Origin of the sequence: Pectobacterium brasiliense, assembly GCF_013449685.1 — a bacterium.
Taxonomy (GTDB): domain Bacteria; phylum Pseudomonadota; class Gammaproteobacteria; order Enterobacterales; family Enterobacteriaceae; genus Pectobacterium; species Pectobacterium brasiliense_A.
Genome location: NZ_JACDSF010000012.1, coordinates 34,525 through 53,148, shown reverse-complemented (window position 1 = coordinate 53,148; position 18,624 = coordinate 34,525). Strand labels below are relative to the sequence as shown.

General features: G+C 51.6%; 17 protein-coding genes and 1 pseudogene. 13 read left to right on the top strand and 5 right to left on the bottom strand.

The genetic code is table 11. From position 1 onward, the window contains the following. The 10 genes and pseudogenes from H0248_RS05085 to H0248_RS05040 form a co-directional block, all read left to right on the top strand. A pseudogene (locus H0248_RS05085) lies at window positions 1–617 on the top strand (hypothetical protein); the annotation flags it as partial. A gap of 423 nt (window positions 618–1,040) precedes the next feature. After that, window positions 1,041–2,210: a phage tail sheath protein gene (locus tag H0248_RS05080; RefSeq protein ID WP_180784998.1), complete on the top strand. Its 1,170-nt coding sequence runs from the start codon at window positions 1,041–1,043 to the stop codon at window positions 2,208–2,210. Between the two features lie 14 nt (window positions 2,211–2,224). Continuing rightward, window positions 2,225–2,746 (top strand): phage major tail tube protein, encoded by a 522-nt coding sequence (locus tag H0248_RS05075; RefSeq protein ID WP_180784997.1) that lies wholly within the window; start codon window positions 2,225–2,227, stop codon window positions 2,744–2,746. Between the two features lie 63 nt (window positions 2,747–2,809). Continuing rightward, window positions 2,810–3,106, top strand: a complete 297-nt coding sequence (locus H0248_RS05070) for a phage tail assembly protein (RefSeq protein ID WP_180784996.1) — start codon at window positions 2,810–2,812, stop codon at window positions 3,104–3,106. A gap of 14 nt (window positions 3,107–3,120) precedes the next feature. Continuing rightward, complete coding sequence (locus tag H0248_RS05065; RefSeq protein WP_051902953.1) at window positions 3,121–3,240, top strand: GpE family phage tail protein; 120 nt, start codon at window positions 3,121–3,123, stop codon at window positions 3,238–3,240. Next, window positions 3,233–5,911, top strand: a complete 2,679-nt coding sequence (locus H0248_RS05060; RefSeq protein WP_180784995.1) for a phage tail tape measure protein — start codon at window positions 3,233–3,235, stop codon at window positions 5,909–5,911. The genes H0248_RS05065 and H0248_RS05060 overlap by 8 nt, the downstream gene beginning before the upstream one ends. A gap of 1 nt (window position 5,912) precedes the next feature. Further along, entirely contained in the window at window positions 5,913–6,398 is a 486-nt protein-coding gene (locus H0248_RS05055) for a phage tail protein (RefSeq protein ID WP_180784994.1), read from the top strand. After that, entirely contained in the window at window positions 6,395–7,540 is a 1,146-nt protein-coding gene (locus H0248_RS05050; protein ID WP_180784993.1) for a phage late control D family protein, read from the top strand. The genes H0248_RS05055 and H0248_RS05050 overlap by 4 nt, the downstream gene beginning before the upstream one ends. An 87-nt stretch (window positions 7,541–7,627) precedes the next feature. After that, window positions 7,628–7,846: a DNA-binding transcriptional regulator gene (locus tag H0248_RS05045; RefSeq protein WP_015841360.1), complete on the top strand. Its 219-nt coding sequence runs from the start codon at window positions 7,628–7,630 to the stop codon at window positions 7,844–7,846. Window positions 7,847–7,982: 136 nt separating this feature from the next. Next, window positions 7,983–9,038, top strand: a complete 1,056-nt coding sequence (locus tag H0248_RS05040; RefSeq protein WP_240346029.1) for a site-specific integrase — start codon at window positions 7,983–7,985, stop codon at window positions 9,036–9,038. Window positions 9,039–9,344: 306 nt separating this feature from the next. Here the strand turns inward: H0248_RS05040 and H0248_RS05035 are convergent, their stop codons facing one another. Both H0248_RS05035 and ftnA read right to left on the bottom strand, forming a co-directional pair. Further along, window positions 9,345–9,701 carry a YebY family protein gene (locus tag H0248_RS05035; RefSeq protein ID WP_180784992.1) on the bottom strand — a complete coding sequence of 119 codons (357 nt, stop codon included), beginning with the start codon at window positions 9,699–9,701 and terminating at the stop codon, window positions 9,345–9,347. A 284-nt stretch (window positions 9,702–9,985) separates the two neighbouring features. Next, entirely contained in the window at window positions 9,986–10,492 is a 507-nt protein-coding gene (gene ftnA / locus H0248_RS05030) for a non-heme ferritin (protein ID WP_010275837.1), read from the bottom strand. A gap of 370 nt (window positions 10,493–10,862) precedes the next feature. On the opposite strand from ftnA, the gene H0248_RS05025 reads away from it, so the two are divergent. Then, window positions 10,863–11,093, top strand: coding sequence for a DNA polymerase III subunit theta (locus tag H0248_RS05025; RefSeq protein WP_010275841.1), 231 nt, complete (start codon window positions 10,863–10,865; stop codon window positions 11,091–11,093). A gap of 347 nt (window positions 11,094–11,440) precedes the next feature. Here H0248_RS05025 and H0248_RS05020 read toward each other — a convergent pair whose 3' ends face one another. Next, the gene (locus H0248_RS05020) at window positions 11,441–13,492 is read right to left on the bottom strand and encodes a S9 family peptidase (protein WP_180784991.1); all 2,052 of its coding nucleotides are present in this window, start codon (window positions 13,490–13,492) and stop codon (window positions 11,441–11,443) included. 200 nt (window positions 13,493–13,692) lie between these two features. Between H0248_RS05020 and purT the strand changes: the two genes are divergently transcribed. Further along, window positions 13,693–14,871, top strand: a complete 1,179-nt coding sequence (gene purT / locus H0248_RS05015) for a formate-dependent phosphoribosylglycinamide formyltransferase (protein ID WP_180784990.1) — start codon at window positions 13,693–13,695, stop codon at window positions 14,869–14,871. Between the two features lie 95 nt (window positions 14,872–14,966). Here purT and H0248_RS05010 read toward each other — a convergent pair whose 3' ends face one another. Both H0248_RS05010 and zwf read right to left on the bottom strand, forming a co-directional pair. Continuing rightward, window positions 14,967–15,608, bottom strand: coding sequence for a bifunctional 4-hydroxy-2-oxoglutarate aldolase/2-dehydro-3-deoxy-phosphogluconate aldolase (locus tag H0248_RS05010; protein WP_010275853.1), 642 nt, complete (start codon window positions 15,606–15,608; stop codon window positions 14,967–14,969). 171 nt (window positions 15,609–15,779) lie between these two features. Next, a complete protein-coding gene (gene zwf, locus H0248_RS05005; protein ID WP_014915165.1) occupies window positions 15,780–17,255 on the bottom strand; it encodes a glucose-6-phosphate dehydrogenase in 1,476 nt (491 codons plus the stop codon). A 383-nt stretch (window positions 17,256–17,638) separates the two neighbouring features. On the opposite strand from zwf, the gene H0248_RS05000 reads away from it, so the two are divergent. Continuing rightward, a complete protein-coding gene (locus tag H0248_RS05000; protein WP_180784989.1) occupies window positions 17,639–18,508 on the top strand; it encodes a MurR/RpiR family transcriptional regulator in 870 nt (289 codons plus the stop codon). Window positions 18,509–18,624: the final 116 nt, after the last annotated feature.

The window sequence follows — 18,624 nt, the reverse complement described above, 5'->3', positions numbered from 1 at the left end:
TGAGCGCAGCCGATGTGGGCGCGTTAACCGATGCGCAGGCCACGCAAAAATACGCGCTACGTTCAATTAAAATCAACGGAAAACCGCTATCTGCTGATGTCAATTTATTAGCAGGCGATATTGATACGTGGAATAAAACAGAGGCTGATGGGCGTTATCTAATGAAGGCGGCGACTGCTGCCGCCGCAACTAAACTGGCAACGCCGCGCAAAATTAACGGGGTCGCATTTGATGGCACTGCTGATATCAATCTAACTCCACAAAACATCGGTTTTGTGGAACAGTTGATTTATCCTGAGGGAACAGAAAATGCACCGGGCACAATCACAGCAAATAAGTCAGTAAATGTAGCCAATCCATTTAATACTTTGAGCTGCATGATTCAAATAGAATTCCTAATTGACGGAGAATGGGGCGTTGCGTGTAATGGAATACATGAGGGAACTATAGCAGGCCAAACGATGGGGATAGGCGCTAATTTTTTAGATAAAAATACGATTATGATAAAGACCGGTAGCGCTACGATTACACGCGGTGGTTTATGGGATGCAAATCCGTGGAATAAGGGGCAAATGAATAGCGCAAAATATCGTTTGCGAGTCATTAAATTGACATAGTATTATGACCCGGTTGGCCACTAATTCACACAGCATTATCAATGACGTGATAGTAAAGTTTTTTTGTATTGCCAACGCCATTTTCATTATGACGATCCCAAGAAATGGAAAAGCCAGTGTTAGTCATAGCTATGGCGTTAGACAATTGATCGCTAGCGCCGATCAATAACGCTTAATCGATCTGTATAAACGTTTATAAAATAGTCACCCAAAATGCCATTATGTTGTTGGTTTTAAAAATAATGACATATCAGGGAAAGCGAAGCCCACCGTCCGCCAACGGTGGGCTTTTTTTGTGCCTGTTTTCCGTCTCTTTGTTGTACCAGCCCCCACCGTACCCGCATCACTCGCCCACGCTCGCACCACACCGGACAATAACCGCTCCTAATGCAGCAATAGTGCTATTAGCTGGAGCCTGAATTTATGAGTGATTTTCACCACGGCGTGCAGGTCGTCGAAGTCAACGACGGCACGCGCGTTATTTCCACTGTTTCCACCGCGATTATCGGCATGGTGTGTACCGCACCGGACGCCAACGCGGCCACCTTTCCACTCAATACCCCGGTACTGATTACCAACGTGCTGTCTGCCGCTGGCAAGGCCGGGAAAAAAGGCACGCTGGCCGCTGCCCTGTTAGCTATCGCAGACCAATCAAAGCCCGTCACCGTTGTGGTGCGCGTGGCAGAGGGCAAAGACGAGGCCGAAACCATCAGCAACGTGATCGGCGGCAGTGACGAAAACGGCAAATACACCGGGATGAAAGCCCTGTTAGATGCCATGTCGGTAACAGGCGTGAAGCCGCGCATTCTCGGTGCGCCGGGGCTGGATTCATTACCCGTTGCCACCGCGTTAGCGTCCATCTGTCAGTCGCTGCGTGCATTCGTTTACGTCAGTGCGTGGGGCTGCAAAACCCTGTCGGACGCCATCAACTACCGCGAGAACTTCAGCCAGCGTGAATTGATGGTGATCTGGCCGGATTTTATCGCGTGGGATACCACGGCCAACACCAGCGCCACCGCGTATGCTACCGCCCGCGCTTTGGGGCTACGCGCCAAAATTGACCAAGAGACAGGCTGGCATAAAACCCTGTCTAACGTCGGCGTGAACGGCGTGACGGGCATCAGCGCATCCGTGTATTGGGATTTGCAGGCACCCGGCACCGATGCCGATTTGCTGAATCAGGCAGGCGTCACCACGCTGGTTCGTAAAGACGGCTTCCGCTTCTGGGGTAACCGCACCTGTTCTGACGATCCGCTGTTCCTGTTTGAGAACTACACCCGCACGGCGCAAGTGTTGGCCGATACGATGGCCGAAGCGCATATGTGGGCGGTCGATAAGCCCGTTACGCCAACGCTTATCAAAGACATTATCGAGGGTATCAAGGCCAAGTTTCGCGAACTGAAATCCGGCGGCTACATCATTGACGCGGATTGCTGGTTCGATGAAACCGCCAACGATAAAGACACGCTCAAGGCCGGGAAACTGTATATCGATTATGACTATACCCCCGTTCCCCCTCTGGAAAATCTCACCCTGCGCCAGCGCATCACCGATAAATATCTGGTGAATCTGGTCGCGTCGGTCAACAGCTAAGGAGCTAACGCGCTATGGCACTGCCTCGCAATCTGAAATTTATGAACCTGTTTAACGACGGCATGAGCTACATGGGGGTCGCCACTGCCGTTACGCTGCCGAAACTCACCCGCAAGTTGGAGAACTATCGCGGCGGCGGCATGCCCGGCAGCGCCCCCATCGATTTTGGGCTGGATGATGATGCGCTGTCGATGGAGTTTACGCTGGGCGGTTTTGCTGACGAAACCCTCTGGAGCCAGTACGCCGCACCGGGTGCCGATAAAGTGTTGCTGCGCTTTACCGGGTCATACCAGCGCGATGACACCGGGGAAATTTCTGCCGTCGAAGTGGTGATGCGTGGCCGTCACAAAGAAATCGATGGCGGCGAGAGTAAACAAGGGGAAGCGACTGAAACCAAGGTGTCAACCCAATGCACGTACTACAAGCTGACCATCGACGGCAAAGAGATGATCGAAATTGACACCATCAACATGATTGAACGTGTGATGGGCGTTGACCGTCTGGAGCAACACCGCCGGGCAATTGGTCTGGTGTAATAACCCTATCCGGTCAGCTAGGCGCTGGCCGTCTTCTTTCATTCTGAACAACGAGACAACATCATGAACGAACACGACAACATGGTCACACTGGACACCCCCATCAAACGCGGCGATACCCTGATCGAGACGGTCACCCTGATTAAGCCTAACGCCGGAACACTGCGCGGTGTCAGTCTGGCCGCTGTGGCGGGATCTGACGTAGACGCGATGATTAAGGTGCTGCCGCGTATGACCCTCCCGGCGTTGACCGAAGCCGAAATCACCCGCATGGAGCTACCGGATATGATTGCCATTGCAGGCAAGGTGATCGGTTTTTTGACGCCGAAATCGCAACAGGGAACCTCCCCCGAAGCCTGACGGTAGACGAGCTGATGGCGGATATCGCCGTGATTTTTCACTGGCCGCCATCCGAGCTGTACCCGATGACCCTCACCGAGTTGATCCTGTGGCGCGATAAAGCGCTCAAACGTAGCGGACATGCCAATGAGTAATAGCCTACAACTCAGCGTATTGTTGCGTGCCGTCGATCAGGCGACACGCCCGTTTCGTGCCGTGCAGAATGCGGCGCGAACCCTATCCGGTGAAATTCAGGGTTCACAAGAGCAGTTGAAAACGCTGGAAGCACAGGCAAAACGCATTGAGGGATTCAGAAAGACCAGCGCGCAACTGGCAAGCACAGGTCAGGCGCTGGAAAAAGCCAAGGCCGACGCGGCCGCACTGGCGGTGGCGTTTCGCAATACCACTAACCCCACTCGCGCCCAAACCAAAGCGCTGGAAGAGGCGCGTCAAAAAGCGGCGGAATTACAGACCCAGCATAACCGCCTGCGGCTGTCCGTGCAGAACCAGCGCAGCGCACTGCGTGAGGCAGGCATCGATACGCGCAATCTGTCTGGCGCTGAACGTCAGCTCAGGACGGATATATCCGCCGCTAACGATACCCTGAATCAACAACGTGCAGCGCTGGCACGTGTGAGCCAGCAACAGGAAAGGCTGAACGCGGTCAGTAAACGTTATGAGCAAGGCAAGGCCATTACTGCCGGGGTGCGTAATACGGGGGCGGCGGCATTTGCGGCCGGGTCGGCGGCACTGTATGCGGAAAGCCGCCTGATTGCGCCCAGCGTTGAAGCCGATGGACACGGTGCGCGCATCGCCGCACAGACGGGCGGGAATGCCACCGACGGCAAACAGTACACCCGCGTTATCAAAGATATTAACGCATCTGGAGTAAGCGGTGACCTCACCCAGATAGCGGACGCTGTGGCCGCCGTGCGTAGCACGTTGGGGGCGATGGGGGATGTAGGGGAAACCGAGCTGACGCGGATATCGCGTAAGGCGCTGGACATGCAGGCGGCGCTAGGCGGTGAAGCAACCGAGAGTATCCAGATAGCTGCCATCATGATGAAAAACGGCCTCGCTAAAAACAGCGACGAGGCGTTTGATTTGATGGTGTCCGGGATGCAGCGGGTGTCTGCGCAGATGCGCGGCGAACTGCCGGAAATCCTGCACGAGTATTCGACCCACTTCCGCAACATGGGATTCAGCGGATCGGAAGCGATGACGCTGTTAGTGGAGATGGCGCAGCAAGGCAAGTTCGCGCTGGACAAGACGGGCGACGCGGTGAAGGAATTCTCAATCCGTGGATCGGACATGTCCAAGAAAAGCATTGAGGCGTATGACGCCGCAGGACTCAATGCCGCCAAAATGTCTAACGCCATCGCCAGCGGGGGAAGCAAGGCGCGGGTTGCGATGCAGAAAACCGCACAGGGACTGCTGAAAATCAAAGACCCAGCAGAACGCGCCAATGCCGCGATTGCGCTGTTTGGTACGCCGATTGAAGACCTGTCGATTGACCAGATACCGAAATTTCTGGCCGCGCTGGCCGGAGCTGAAAACAAACTCGGTGACGTGTCCGGGGCGGCTGACCGCATGGGCGATACCCTGCGCGATAACCTTGAGGGGGATATCGGGCGGCTACAGGGCGCGATGTCTAGCCTGAGATTCAACCTGTTCAACGACGACGACGGCATACTGCGTAAGCTCACGCAAGCGGCGACGGCATGGTTAACCCGCGTCAATGAATGGGTCAAGGCTAACCCGGAGCTGACACGCCAGATTGTGATGGTGGCTGGCGCAGCCACGGCGCTGATTACCGTGCTGGGCGGGCTGGGGCTGATTGCGTGGCCTGTCATGAGCGGGATTAACGCCCTGATTGCCGGAGCGGGTTTACTGGGTGCCGGATTCAGCATTGCCGGGGGCATCATTACAACGGCAATGACTGCACTGTCTTTACCAATATTGGGCGTTGTTGCTGTTTTTGCTGGCGCTATTGCGGTCATCGTCGCAGGGGCGTTGCTGATCCGTCAATATTGGGAGCCAATCAGTGCATTTTTCGGTGGTGTGCTGGAAGGTCTGAAAATCGCGTTTGCACCAGTGGCCGAGCTATTCGCCCCGTTAAAACCTGTGTTTGACTGGCTGGGTGAAAAGTTAAAGGCCGCATGGGAGTGGTTTAAACAATTGGTCACCCCGGTTAAATCAACGCAGGAAACGTTAGATAGTTGCCGTAATGCAGGGGTTGCATTCGGTGAAATGCTGGCAAACGCCCTGACCATGCCTGTTCAGGCATTGAATCAATTACGGGGCGGTATTGATTGGGTGCTGGAAAAACTCGGCGTTATTGATAAAAAATCAGATGGACTCGGCGATAAGGTTCCTCAGCAGGCATTACCCCCAGCAGATGCCGCGGCGTTACAGGATGGCGTCAGCATTGCCCCAACCCCGCAGGGTAAGGATGCGCAATCAATTGCAGATCGCTACAGCGGTGTACGCGATAACGGCGGTGGGATCAAGCTGGGAGAGTTTGCCGTCGTCGGTGAACATGGCCCGGAAATCGTTGAGGGACCGGTTAACGTCACCAGCCGTAAAAACACGGCGGCGATGGCCGCAGCCGCCATGAGCATGTCAGCCTATCGCCCGATAGCCCCGACGGTTAAGGCCAGCCCGGCATCGTCACCCATCAGCATTCACGCGCCGATTAGCATTGTTGCCCAGCCCGGCCAGAGTGCGCAGGACATCGCGCAGGAAGTTACCCGCCAGCTTGAACAGCGGGAACGGGCGGCGCGGTCACGCGCATTCAGTCAGTACAGTTATCAGGGAGGCGAATAAGATGATGCTCACATTAGGGCTGTTTGTGTTCCAGCTCCAGACCCTGCCTTACCAGAACATGCAGCGCAACGTTGATTACCGCTGGCCGTCAAACAGCCGCGTCGGTCAGCGTCCGGCGTTGCAGTTCTTAGGCATTGAAGACGAGAAAATCACACTGTCGGGGGAACTGCTGCCGGAAATCACAGGCGGCACGCTGTCATTGTTGATGCTGGAGACGATGGCCGATCAGGGGCGCGCATGGCCGCTGATTGAGGGTAGCGGCACCATTTACGGCGTGTTTGTGGTGAACAGCATCAGCCAGACGAAAACCGACTTTTTCACGGATGGCCGCGCCCGGCGGATTGAGTTTACCATCACGCTGACCCGCGTGGACTCGTCGCTGTCTGCCATGCTGGGCGATTTACGCCAGCAGGCCGACGGCCTGATCGGCAGCGCCGGGGAAATAGCTAACCGGGCGCAATCCGCTATCGGGGGATTATTCGCATGATTAACCCGCTGAATGTTCGCGCGGGTAGTAAAACCGCCCCCGCGTACCTGCTGCGCCTGAATGAGCAGGACATTACGACCGTTATCAGTCCGCGCCTGTTATCACTGAGCCTGACCGATAACCGGGGATTTGAGGCCGACCAGCTCGACATCGAGCTGGACGACAGCGACGGACTGTTGCAGTTACCCCGCCGGGGTGCGGTGCTGTCGGTGTTTTTGGGCTGGGAAGGTGAAGCGCTGATCGGCAAAGGTGATTTTACGGTGGATGAAATAGAACATCGTGGCACGCCGGATACGATGACCATCCGGGCGCGGAGTGCCGATTTTCGCGGGTCGCTGAACTCACGGCGTGAACTGTCGTATCACGACACCACGCTGGGGGCGATTGTTGAACAGGTGGCGAAGCGTAACAACCTTGCACCAATGCTGGCTGACGGGTTCGCTGGGATAAAAATTCCGCACATCGACCAAACGCAGGAAACCGACGCGAAATTTATTACCCGGCTGGCCGAGCGCAACGGGGCGATTGTGGCAATCAAGGCCGGGCGTTTGCTGTTCATCCGTCCCGGAACGGGGAAGACGGCCAGCGGCAAGCCCATCCCACAGCAGATTATTGAACGCAGCGACGGGGATCAGCACAGTTTTAGCCTAGCTGACCGGGGCGCGTACACAGGTGTAACGGCAAGCTGGCTGCATACACCGAAACCTGAAAAGCCGAAAACGGTAAAGGTAAAGCGTCAGAAAAAAGTGCTGCTACATCAAGGGCCGCAACCTCACCCTAAAGCAAAAAAGGCAAAGAAGGAGCCAGAAGCCCGTGAGGGGGATTATCTGGTTGGCACGGATGAAAACGTGCTGGCGCTGACCACGGTTTTTGCGACTAAGGCGGAGGCCATGCGTGCCGCAGAGGCAAAGTGGAACAAACTCCAGCGTGGTGTCGCGGAATTCTCTATCACGCTGGCAATGGGGCGCGCTGACCTGTTCCCGGAAACGCCTGTTCAGGTGAGCGGATTCAAGCAGGTGATCGACGAACAGCCGTGGACAATCTCAAAAGTCACGCACAGCTTGAGTAATTCAGGGTACGTTACCGCGCTGGAACTCGAAGTGCTGCTGTCTGAAGCTGGGTATGGGATAAGTGAGCAGTAATTCATTTTCAAATCATTATTTGAAAAATCGAATAAAGTGATAGAATCGACGATATAAACCAGACAAAACGATAAGGCGATTTACGAAATGATGCATTGCCCACTCTGCCAAAATGCAGCACACGCGAGATCCAGTCGCTACATTACGAACAAGACAAAAGAACGTTATCACCAGTGCCAGAATATCAACTGCGGGTGCACCTTCAAATCAATGGAAACCATAGCAGATATTATTATGACACCGGGCGATGTTAAGCCCGTCCCGCCACATCCTGATCGGTCAAATCAGGGAGCACTCTGGATTTAAGGCTACCCCCTCTCCTCTTCTGCCCACCATACTAAGGTGGGCTTTTTACATCGTCATTGTTTGAATCTTTCACTAATAAACATTTATACTGTTTTTTTATACAGTATAAATATTCTATTTATCTCGGATTTCAGTAATGGCTATCAGAAAGTTAACCACAGGAAAGTGGCTATGTGAGTGTTATCCCAATGGAAGAGACGGAAAGCGGGTCAGAAAACAGTTTTCGACCAAAGGCGAGGCCGTATCTTATGAACAGTATGTTATGGAGCAAACCAAGTTAAAACCGTGGTTGGGGGAGAAAGAAGATCGACGGAAACTCAGCGAGTTGATTGATTTGTGGTACAAGCTGCATGGTTGCTCATTGAGCGATAAAACAGGTCGATTAGGGAAACTTAAAATTATCTGTAATGGACTTGGTGATCCAATAGCATCATCACTGACAGCAAAGGATTGGGCACACTACCGAGATCTACGATTACAAGGCGCTATTGATAATGGCTACAGCACCAGTCTTGAAACAAGAAAAGTCTCTACTGGTACAATCAACTGCGAACATGCTTTTTTACGTGCTGTTTTTAATGAATTAAAACGACTTGGTGAATGGGGGTTACCCAACCCACTTGAAAATATAAGAGAATTCGACCAACCAGAACGTGAAATGGCGTGGCTCACTCCTGACCAAATAACAAAATTATTAGTCGCTTGTGAAAATCATAAAAATGAAGAATTAACTCTTATTGTAAAAGTATGCCTTTCAACCGGATCGCGTTGGAATGAAGCAGCAAAACTAAAATCATCTCAACTGTCCCCATACAAAATTACGTTCATTAATACGAAAGGGAAAAAAAACCGTACCGTTCCAATTTCTGAGCAGCTTTACCAAGAATTAATCAGCCGCAACGGAAAGCCATTCTCCCCTTGCTATAAACAATTCTATCGGGTGGTCAGAATGGCTGGCATTGAGTTGCCAGAGGGGCAAATGACACATGTATTACGCCACACATTCGCCAGCCATTTCATGATGAACGGCGGCAATATCATTGTGTTGCAGAGGATTTTGGGGCACTCCGACATACGTGTAACAATGCGGTACGCACACTTTGCGCCAGACCATTTAGAAGATGCCATTCGTCTGAATCCACTGGCGTCAGCCATTGGCGACAAAAAGGCGGCAGACTATGTTATAGGGTGATACTGAGTAGAACACAGTAGAGATAAGTGGCTGATTTTTAATGTAAGCCATTGTATTTATATAGGTTATAAAAAAAGACCGAACACGATTCCTGTATTCGGTCTAGGGAAATGGCTCTTGGGAGAGCCGTGCGCTAAAAGTTGGCATTTATACAAGCTGTACTAGCCCTGTAGACTTAAGCTTAGCCAACTCCCTCGCGTTTTCCAGCGTTAACCTATTCGCAATCATCACAAATGGAACAGATTTCACACCTTACCTTAACCATAAAGAAATAATTATTTAACATTAATAGGTAAATCAATCACTTCATGGCTTAGCGTCTGGCTTACACAACTGCTCTGCACGTTCGATAAATGGCTGAAGGCTTTTTTTCTGTCCAGGATGCTTAGGATCGTCCAGCCATATCGCGTCTATCGGCTGCGCACTCACCTGCCCAGATTTCATTTGCGCAATGGCGACGTCGTTTAGCGGATATTGCATCAGCGTCCCGGTATGTAAGGCGTACAGCGCATTGCCAGGGCGGCAAATCAGTTGAACTTCTTCACGCGTGAAAGCCCAGCGATCGCCATATTCAAACCGGCTGATATTTGCCAGTTGAGCGGCAGCAAAAGCATTCATAGAAAGTGAAGTAAGCACGATAGATAGCAAAAATTTCTTCATCATGGTATTCCCGACATGGCGTATTCAAACAATGATGTGTGTGAGTTTTGCAGCCTTATCCGAATCAGAGAAAGACAGCTTCAACCCTTATAAAACAGAATGTTGTATATCACGACTGATGCGATCATAGCGACAGAGGAAGGTGAAGTCGAGTGTGGCGTTCAGGAATACTATCGGTAGTGTGGTACTGGCAGAAAGGGCGTTCGGGAGGGGAAAATGGCGGGATAAGGAGAACATTATCCCGCATCATTCAACGACTCATTGGCCGACAGAAGCGTCGCTTGTCATTAGGTTGACGGGGCCGCCGCAGACATTTTTTTCAGGTCCTGATCGATGAAGAACAGGCCGCCTTCGCTGGCTTTGACTAACGCCAATTTGTCCAGAATAGAACGGAACAATTTCTCTTCTTCGTGCTGCTCAGCAACGTACCATTGCAGGAAGTTAAATGTAGAATAATCCTGCAGCGCCATCGCCTCATGCGCCAGCTCATTAATTTTTGCAGTGATCAGTTGTTCGTGTTCATAGGTCAGCTTGAAGACATCAGCCAGTGAATCAAAATCAATCGGCGGTGCGGCAATCGCGCCTAATACAGGCAGGCTTCCGGTGTCGTCCAGATAGTCAAACAGGCGCTGCATGTGCTGCATTTCTTCCTGAGAATGCGTCTTCAGGAAACTGGATGCGCCTTCAAAACCTTTGTCACCGCACCATGCGCTCATTTGCAGATACAAATTCGCGGAATAAAACTCCAGATTAAGTTGTTCATTCAGCTTCTGAATCATTTCTTTTTTTAACATGTTAACTCCCTATTTTCCCAGCAGGTGAAATTATTCAGGGCATTATGCCTGAAAAAATAAAATAAAAACACTTTATTAACATTGACACCCAATAAACAAAAAACATCATATAAACAACAAGTTAAAAAAATGTTATTGATATTTATTATCACTTACCTCTTAGAAAAAATATATTATTGCGAATCATTGTTATTATCAAAAATAACAACTACGAGCGATATTATGTATGGCACGTTTGTATTAAAAATGATTCCCATTTCATAATGAGAATAATAAACATCCACATGATAAGGTGAACGCTTGCCATTTTCCTGTCACTACTTTACCGTGGCACGCATCAGTCTGTGGCCAATAGGCAGGAGAATACGGTATGGGATACAATTTGGCAGAATTGTCCAAAGAAGAGATGGATAAAGTTAACGTAGACTTGGCGGCGTCAGGCGTGGCCTTCAAAGAACGTTACAATATGCCGGTCATTCCCGAGGTCGTTGAGAGAGAGCAACCCGAGTACTTGCGTGACTATTTTCGCGAACGCGTGATGTTTTATCGCCAGCGCTCACTGCAATTCTCTCGCTTACCCTACGAACCGAAGTCTAAGTAGGCTTATCGCTTCATTCCAACCTACGGCGACCTTGCCGTGGAAAACATCCCTTTCCACGGGTTACATTCTTACACAGCAAAAACGATTTTCTGCTTGCATATCGGCCCGCACAAGCGGTTAATGGAGTGGCAACCTACTCTTTTATCACGCGAGGCAAGATATGAGTAAAGGTCTGGATAGCAAAAAGAACAGTAAGAAGAAGCCCCTGAAAACGGCCGCCGAAAAACGGGCCGACAAAAGGGCAAAGAAACCACAGGCTGATATTACCTGAGTTGTGATGTGACCTAAGTAATGTGCCATGTCGATCGGGTAAACCCGAAAACGGGTTTACCCCCATAACCAACACGTTATCCGTGCACTTCCTCAACCATTTCGAGCACCATCAGCAGGAAAGCATATTCCAACGCAATATCATCATAACGTTTAAAACGACCGGATTTTCCGCCGTGCCCAGCATCCATATCGGTGTACAGCAGCACCAGACGATCGTCCGTTTTAACTTCCCGTAATTTCGCCACCCACTTTGCAGGTTCCCAATACTGAACCTGAGAGTCGTGTAACCCAGTAGTCACCAGCAAATGCGGATAGCGTTGCCCGGTAACGCCGTCATAGGGGCTATATTGCTTGATATAGTCATAATAGATTTGTTCATTCGGATCGCCCCACTCGTCATACTCGCCAGTCGTCAACGGGATAGACTCATCCAGCATTGTCGTCAGCACATCAACGAAGGGAACCTGGGCAACAACGCCCTTAAATAGATCGGGTGCCATATTCACTACCGCGCCCATCAATAGCCCGCCCGCACTGCCCCCCATAGCAAACATGTTGTTCCTGTCGCCATAACCTTTTTCTATCAATGCCTGAGACACATCGATGAAATCGGTGAAGGAATGCATTTTATTGAGCAGGCGACCATCGTCGTACCACTGCTGACCCAGCTCACCGCCACCGCGAATGTGCGTTAAGGCAAAGACAAACCCTCTGTCCAGCAGGCTCAGACGGCTAACGCTAAAATCCGGATCCATGCTATGGCTATAAGCACCATAGCCGTAGACCAGTATCGGGTTCTTGCCTGGGCTGAAATGATCGCGATGATAAACGAGGGAAACGGGAACGTCGACGCCATCCCGAACCGTGATCCACAAACGCTCGCTCCGGTAATTGTCCGGTGAGAAATCTTTCACTTCGGCTTGTTTAAGTAACTGCTGCTCGCCTGTGTCCAGATTCAATTCATACAGCGTGCTGGGCGTTGTCATTGATGAATAGCCATACCGCATCAATGCCGTTTCTGGCGTAGGGTTGTACGATAGCCACGTCACATAGCTCGTATCATTAAACGCGATCGCTTTTTCTTCCTGCGTCTGCCAGTGAATCTGGCGCAAGCGGGTCAAACCGCGCTCCCGTTCTTCAACCACCAGCCAATCACGGAACAGCTCGAAACCTTCCAGTACGCGGTGTTCATGTGGTGCAATCAGCGTTTCCAGCGTTTGCTCATCGGGCCTATCCGAACGGTAGAGGCCAAAATTTTTCCCTTCCCGATTGGAACGCAGATAAAACTTATCCTGATAGTGATCGATGCCATATTCATGATCTTTTCGACGTGGAATGCCTACCTGCGGTAACGCATCCGGGCGCGTCGCGTCAAGCAACAACACCTCGCTCGTCGTCGTGCTACTGAGATAAATGGTGATGTAGTGCTCTGATGTCGTTTTGCTCAGGCTAACGTAATAGGTGTCGTCTTTCTCTTCATAGACCAGCTCATCTAACTCTGGATCGCTTCCCAGACGGTGGCGATAGACCTGATATGGCAACAGCGTTTGCTCATGTTTGCGCACGTAATACAGCACCGTCGAATCCGCCGACCATTCCGCCCCTGCGGTCACATTTTCGATCACATCCGGTAACCACTCGCCGCTGTTTAGATCGCGAAAACGAAGCGTGTACTGCCGACGGGATAAAAAGTCCTCCGAGAGCGCCAGCAGCGTGTTGTCAGGGCTAACCTCAAGCGTGCCGAGACTGTAAAATTCATGCCCTTCTGCACGTTGGTTCCCATCCAGCAGCGTTTCCCATACGTCTGTTGCCTGCTCAGGCTGGCGCAGATAGATGGCGTACTCTTTCCCCTGCTCATAGCGACTTTGGTAGCGATAGCCTTTTCTGACATACGGCACAGACATATCCGTCGACGGAATGCGTTTGACCATTTCGTCATACAGTGCCCGCTTGCGTGCGTCATGAGGTGTCATGACGGCTTCGCTATAGGCGTTTTCCTGCTGCAGATAGTCCAATACCTGTGGATCGGTACGCTGGTCATCACGCAGCCAGTAATAATTGTCGATACGCGTATCGCCATGTGTGCTTAGTGCATGGGGTCTTTTTTCAGCTTGCGGTGTCTTCATGGCGTCGGATCTCGTTGTCTTGACATAAAATTTTCGCTTTGCAAGAAGAGTGGCACGATTGCCCAGTATTGCCAAGCCACGTCCTTATCTCTTGGTGCGCTTTTGCGCATCGCATTCCACTGCCCGCCCTCATTAATGCGCACGCAAACGTTTTCGTTTATACTGCGGCCATTTTTCACTACCCGATCAGGTATAAGGTTATGTTAACAATTGGAACCGCCCTGCGTGCGAATACCACACGAGTGATGCTGCTTGGCTCCGGTGAATTAGGTAAAGAAGTGGCGATTGAGTGTCAGCGCCTGGGAATCGAAGTGATTGCGGTCGATCGCTATGCTGATGCCCCCGCCATGCAGGTTGCGCATCGCAACCATGTTATCAATATGTTGGATGGCGATGCATTAAAAGCGTTGGTTGAAGCCGAACGTCCTGATTACATCGTGCCGGAAATCGAAGCCATCGCAACCGACATGCTGGTAACGCTGGAAAAGCAGGGTCACCATGTTGTTCCTTGTGCCGAAGCGACGCGCCTGACGATGAATCGCGAAGGTATCCGTCGTCTGGCCGCTGAAACACTCGGCGTTCCCACTTCCACCTACCGTTTTGCCGATAGCGAAGAGAACTTTCGCCAGGCAGTAGAGGCGATTGGCTACCCTTGTATTGTTAAGCCGGTCATGAGTTCCTCTGGCAAAGGGCAAAGCCTGATTCGCTCTGCTGAGCAGTTAGATCAGGCGTGGCACTATGCCCAGCAGGGTGGACGAGCAGGCGGCGGACGCGTCATCGTGGAAGGGCTGGTTAATTTTGATTTTGAGATCACCTTACTGACTATCCATGCGGTTGACGGCATTCATTTCTGTGCGCCAATCGGTCATCGACAGGAAGACGGCGACTATCGTGAATCCTGGCAACCACAGCAGATGAGTGCACTGGCGCAGGAACGCGGGCAAAAGATAGCCAGCGATGTCGTGAAAGCGCTCGGCGGCTATGGCCTGTTCGGCGTGGAGCTTTTCGTCTGCGGCGATGAGGTTATTTTCAGTGAAGTCTCCCCTCGCCCGCACGATACCGGCATGGTGACGATGATCTCTCAGGATCTGTCCGAGTTTGCACTGCACGTGCGTGCTTTCCTGGGGCTACCCATTGGCGCAGTTCGTCAGTATGGCGCTTCAGCTTCCGCCGTGATTTTACCGGAACTGGATAGCAACAACGTGCGTTATCAGGGGCTGGAAGGCGCATTGCTGCCTCATACGCAAATTCGCCTGTTTGGTAAACCGGATATCAGCGGCAAGCGCCGTATGGGTGTCGCGTTAGCCAGTGCGGAAACCACGGATGATGCGGTAGCCATCGCCAAGCGCGTTGCCGCGGGCGTAAAAATCAGCGGCTGATACATTTCATTGATCGCAGGGTGACGGACAAGAATGTCCGTCATAAAAAAGGCCACTCGCAGTGAGTGGCCTTCGTCATTCAGTCACGAGCAAACTTAAGCTTTTGCACCTGCAACGGCTTCACGCGCCAGTTCAGTAATACGTGCGTAATCACCGCTTTCCAACGCGTCGTTCGGCACCAGCCATGAACCACCCACGCACAGCACGCTTTTCAGCGCCAGATAGTCGCGGTAGTTATTCGGCGTAATGCCACCCGTTGGGCAGAAACGAATCTGAGCAAACGGACCTGCGATCGCTTGGAGCGCTTTCACGCCGCCGTTAGCTTCCGCTGGGAAAAATTTGAACTCACGCAGGCCGTAATCCATACCCAGCATCAGTTCAGATACGGTGCTGATACCCGGGATCAACGGGATGTTGCCTTCCGTTGCGGCTTTCAGCAGCGGCTCGGTCAGGCCTGGGCTGATGGCAAACTGCGCACCCGCCTCAACCACCGCAGCCAGTTGCTCAGGGTTTGTGACCGTACCCGCACCCACGATAGCTTCCGGTACTTCTTTGGCAATCGCGCGAATCGCTTCGATGGCACAGTCGGTACGCAATGTCAGTTCCAGAACGCGAACGCCGCCCGCGACTAACGCTTTTGCCATCGGCACCGCGTGTTCCAGTTTGTTGACCACAATCACAGGAACAACGGGACCCGTTGTCAAAATCTGTTCCGCGCTCGTTTTCCAGTTTTTCATCAAAAGTTATCTCCAGTCATGCCCGAAGGCATCATTAATTATATAGCGCGCCCCTGCCACAGGGATCTGCGTCGCCGCAGATGTCCGACCGCACCGTGAGCCATACATTAAAAACTGTGGGAGGCCAACCGTTGTCGGCCAGCCCCCCATTACTGACGTATTACCAAAAAATTATTCAAACTCATTCCAAGAACGGCCATCGCGGGTAATCATCGCCACAGATGCCACCGGCCCCCAGCTTCCTGCCTGATACGGCTTCGGTGCATCGTTGTCCATCGCCCACGCATCCATGATGGAGTCCACCCATTTCCAGGCTTCTTCAACTTCATCACGACGGACAAACAGCGCCTGAATCCCACGCATGGTTTCCAGCAGCAGACGCTCGTAAGCATCGGCCAAATGCTGCTGATTAAAGGTTTCCGAGAAGCTCAGATCCAGCTTCACCGTTTGCAGGCGGTGCTTATGCTCTAACCCCGGAATTTTGTTCAGAATCTGGATTTCCACACCTTCATCCGGCTGCAAGCGAATAATCAGCTTGTTCTGCGGCAGTTGTTGGTAGGAATCATGGAACAGGTTCAGCGCAGGGTTCTTAAAGTACACCACCACTTCTGAACATTTGGTCGGCAGGCGTTTACCGGTACGAAGGTAGAACGGCACACCAGACCAGCGCCAGTCATCAATATCAACGCGAATCGAGACGAAGGTTTCCGTGCTGCTGCTTTTGTTCGCGCCCTCTTCTTCCAGATAGCCCGGCACTTTATGCCCCTGAACAAAACCAGACGTGTATTGTCCGCGAACAGTGGTTTCATGCACGTTGGAGCGATCGATACGACGCAGTGAACGCAGCACTTTCACTTTTTCATCACGGATGCGGTCGGTCGTCAAATCAGACGGCGGCGACATCGCAATCATCGTGAGAATCTGTAACAGGTGGTTCTGGATCATATCGCGCATCTGGCCGGCTTTATCGAAATAGCCCCAGCGCCCTTCAATCCCGACTTCCTCGGCTACCGTGATCTGCACATGGTCGATCGTCCGGTTGTCCCAGTTTGAGGAGAACAGCGAGTTGGCAAAACGCAGCGCCAGCAGGTTCAGAACGGTCTCTTTACCCAGATAGTGGTCGATGCGGTAAACCTGACACTCGTTAAAGAATTCCGCGACCTGATCGTTAATGACACGAGAAGACGCCAGATCGGTACCCAGCGGTTTTTCCATTACCACGCGCGCGGGCTCTTTATTCAGCCCTGCGGTTCCCAACCCTTTGCAGATCGCACCGAATGTACTCGGTGGCATGGCAAAATAGTTGATGGTGGTACGATTTTTCTGGTCAAGCATCTTGCCCAGCTTATTGAAGGCTTTGGTGTCTTCTACATCAAGATTGCAGAAATCCAGCCGACTGCTTAGTGTTTCCCACAACTTATCGTCGATGGCTTCTTTCATAAAGGTGTCAAGTGCTTCACGCACGACGCGCGTATACTCCGCTTTATCCCAATCCGCACGGCCCACCCCAATAATTCGGGTGTCCGCATGGATGTGACCTGCTTTTTCCAACTGGTAAAGGGAAGGCAGCAATTTACGACGTGCCAGATCGCCCTTAGCTCCGAAAATAACCAGATCGCACGCTTGGGCTGTTGAAGTTACCGCCATGTTCATCTCCTCGTTGCAGGATGCTGTAATTTTATTACAGCGATAATGTACTCTTTTTGACTACAGCCAGTAAACCCATCATAAAAATGCCAAATAATGGTCGGGATTGACTGAAAACCATGCATAAATCAGTCTGTGCAGTGGCTGAAGTCACTTATGCATTCGCCCTAAAACGAAATTTTCCGTCGTTTCTGACAGTCGATTACTTTTCTGAAAGTTAGACACATGTCATGTTCTGGCAAAAAAAGGGCCCAACTTAACCTGTTGCCCTCTGCCAACCACTACAGGGTCGTAGTATATTTTCACGACTTACATTTTTTCACGTAATGCATGCCAGTGTACCTTTAGTTGAAATTGGAAAAAACTTACATGGCCCTTGTCGTATGAATATGCTGGAAAAAATCCAGAGCCACCTGGAACTCTTAAGCAAATCAGAAAGAAAAGTTGCTGAAGTGATCCTGAGCACGCCACAAACAGCCATTCACTCCAGCATCGCGACCTTAGCCAAAATGGCCGATGTCAGCGAGCCAACGGTTAATCGTTTCTGTCGCCGCCTTGAAACTAAAGGTTTTCCCGATTTTAAACTACATCTGGCGCAAAGTCTGGCAAACGGCACACCGTATGTGAACCGTAACGTTGAAGAAGATGACAGCGTTGATGCCTATACCAGTAAAATTTTTGAATCCGCCATGGCTGGCCTGGAGCAGGTGAAATCCAGTCTGGATGTCGCCGCTGTCAACCGCGCTGTGGATTTGCTGACACAGGCGAAGAAAATCTCTTTCTTTGGCCTGGGCGCTTCCGCCGCTGTCGCACATGATGCGATGAACAAATTTTTCCGCTTCAATATCCCCGTCGTCTATTTCGATGACATCGTTATGCAGCGTATGAGCTGTATGAATTCCAGCGACGGCGACGTCGTGGTATTGATCTCCCACACGGGCAGAACCAAAAGCCTGGTCGACATGGCGCAACTGGCACGCGAGAACGACGCGACCGTTATCGCCATCACCTCGGATGGCACGCCGCTGGCGCGTGAGGCGTCGTTGGCCTTGCGACTTGATGTGCCCGAAGATACCGATGTCTACATGCCGATGGTGTCCCGTATCGCTCAGTTAACATTGATCGACGTTCTGGCGACCGGGTTCACGCTGCGCCGCGGGGAAAAATTTCGTGATAACCTGAAACGGGTCAAAGAGGCCCTGCGTGAATCTCGCTTTGATAAAGACGAGCGATTGATTAATCCCTTCAGGTGATAGATAAGTTTATGTTGTGCTTTGTTTTTGAGTTATACCTTATACCCTAAACAATTCGAGTTTCAGGAAGGCGGCAAGCGAGGGAGTCCCGGTGAGCTTACTCAAGTAAGTGATTC

Bases quoted from the DNA above. Each gene is read 5' to 3' on its own strand.
- H0248_RS05080 (WP_180784998.1), top strand. From the start codon at position 1,041: ATGAGTGATTTTCACCACGGCGTGCAGGTCGTCGAAGTCAACGACGGC.
- H0248_RS05075 (WP_180784997.1), top strand. From the start codon at position 2,225: ATGGCACTGCCTCGCAATCTGAAATTTATGAACCTGTTTAACGACGGC.
- H0248_RS05070 (WP_180784996.1), top strand. From the start codon at position 2,810: ATGAACGAACACGACAACATGGTCACACTGGACACCCCCATCAAACGC.
- H0248_RS05065 (WP_051902953.1), top strand. From the start codon at position 3,121: ATGGCGGATATCGCCGTGATTTTTCACTGGCCGCCATCCGAGCTGTAC.
- H0248_RS05060 (WP_180784995.1), top strand. From the start codon at position 3,233: ATGAGTAATAGCCTACAACTCAGCGTATTGTTGCGTGCCGTCGATCAG.
- H0248_RS05055 (WP_180784994.1), top strand. From the start codon at position 5,913: ATGATGCTCACATTAGGGCTGTTTGTGTTCCAGCTCCAGACCCTGCCT.
- H0248_RS05050 (WP_180784993.1), top strand. From the start codon at position 6,395: ATGATTAACCCGCTGAATGTTCGCGCGGGTAGTAAAACCGCCCCCGCG.
- H0248_RS05045 (WP_015841360.1), top strand. From the start codon at position 7,628: ATGATGCATTGCCCACTCTGCCAAAATGCAGCACACGCGAGATCCAGT.
- H0248_RS05040 (WP_240346029.1), top strand. From the start codon at position 7,983: ATGGCTATCAGAAAGTTAACCACAGGAAAGTGGCTATGTGAGTGTTAT.
- H0248_RS05035 (WP_180784992.1), bottom strand. From the start codon at position 9,701: ATGATGAAGAAATTTTTGCTATCTATCGTGCTTACTTCACTTTCTATG.
- ftnA (WP_010275837.1), bottom strand. From the start codon at position 10,492: ATGTTAAAAAAAGAAATGATTCAGAAGCTGAATGAACAACTTAATCTG.
- H0248_RS05025 (WP_010275841.1), top strand. From the start codon at position 10,863: ATGGGATACAATTTGGCAGAATTGTCCAAAGAAGAGATGGATAAAGTT.
- H0248_RS05020 (WP_180784991.1), bottom strand. From the start codon at position 13,492: ATGAAGACACCGCAAGCTGAAAAAAGACCCCATGCACTAAGCACACAT.
- purT (WP_180784990.1), top strand. From the start codon at position 13,693: ATGTTAACAATTGGAACCGCCCTGCGTGCGAATACCACACGAGTGATG.
- H0248_RS05010 (WP_010275853.1), bottom strand. From the start codon at position 15,608: ATGAAAAACTGGAAAACGAGCGCGGAACAGATTTTGACAACGGGTCCC.
- zwf (WP_014915165.1), bottom strand. From the start codon at position 17,255: ATGGCGGTAACTTCAACAGCCCAAGCGTGCGATCTGGTTATTTTCGGA.
- H0248_RS05000 (WP_180784989.1), top strand. From the start codon at position 17,639: ATGAATATGCTGGAAAAAATCCAGAGCCACCTGGAACTCTTAAGCAAA.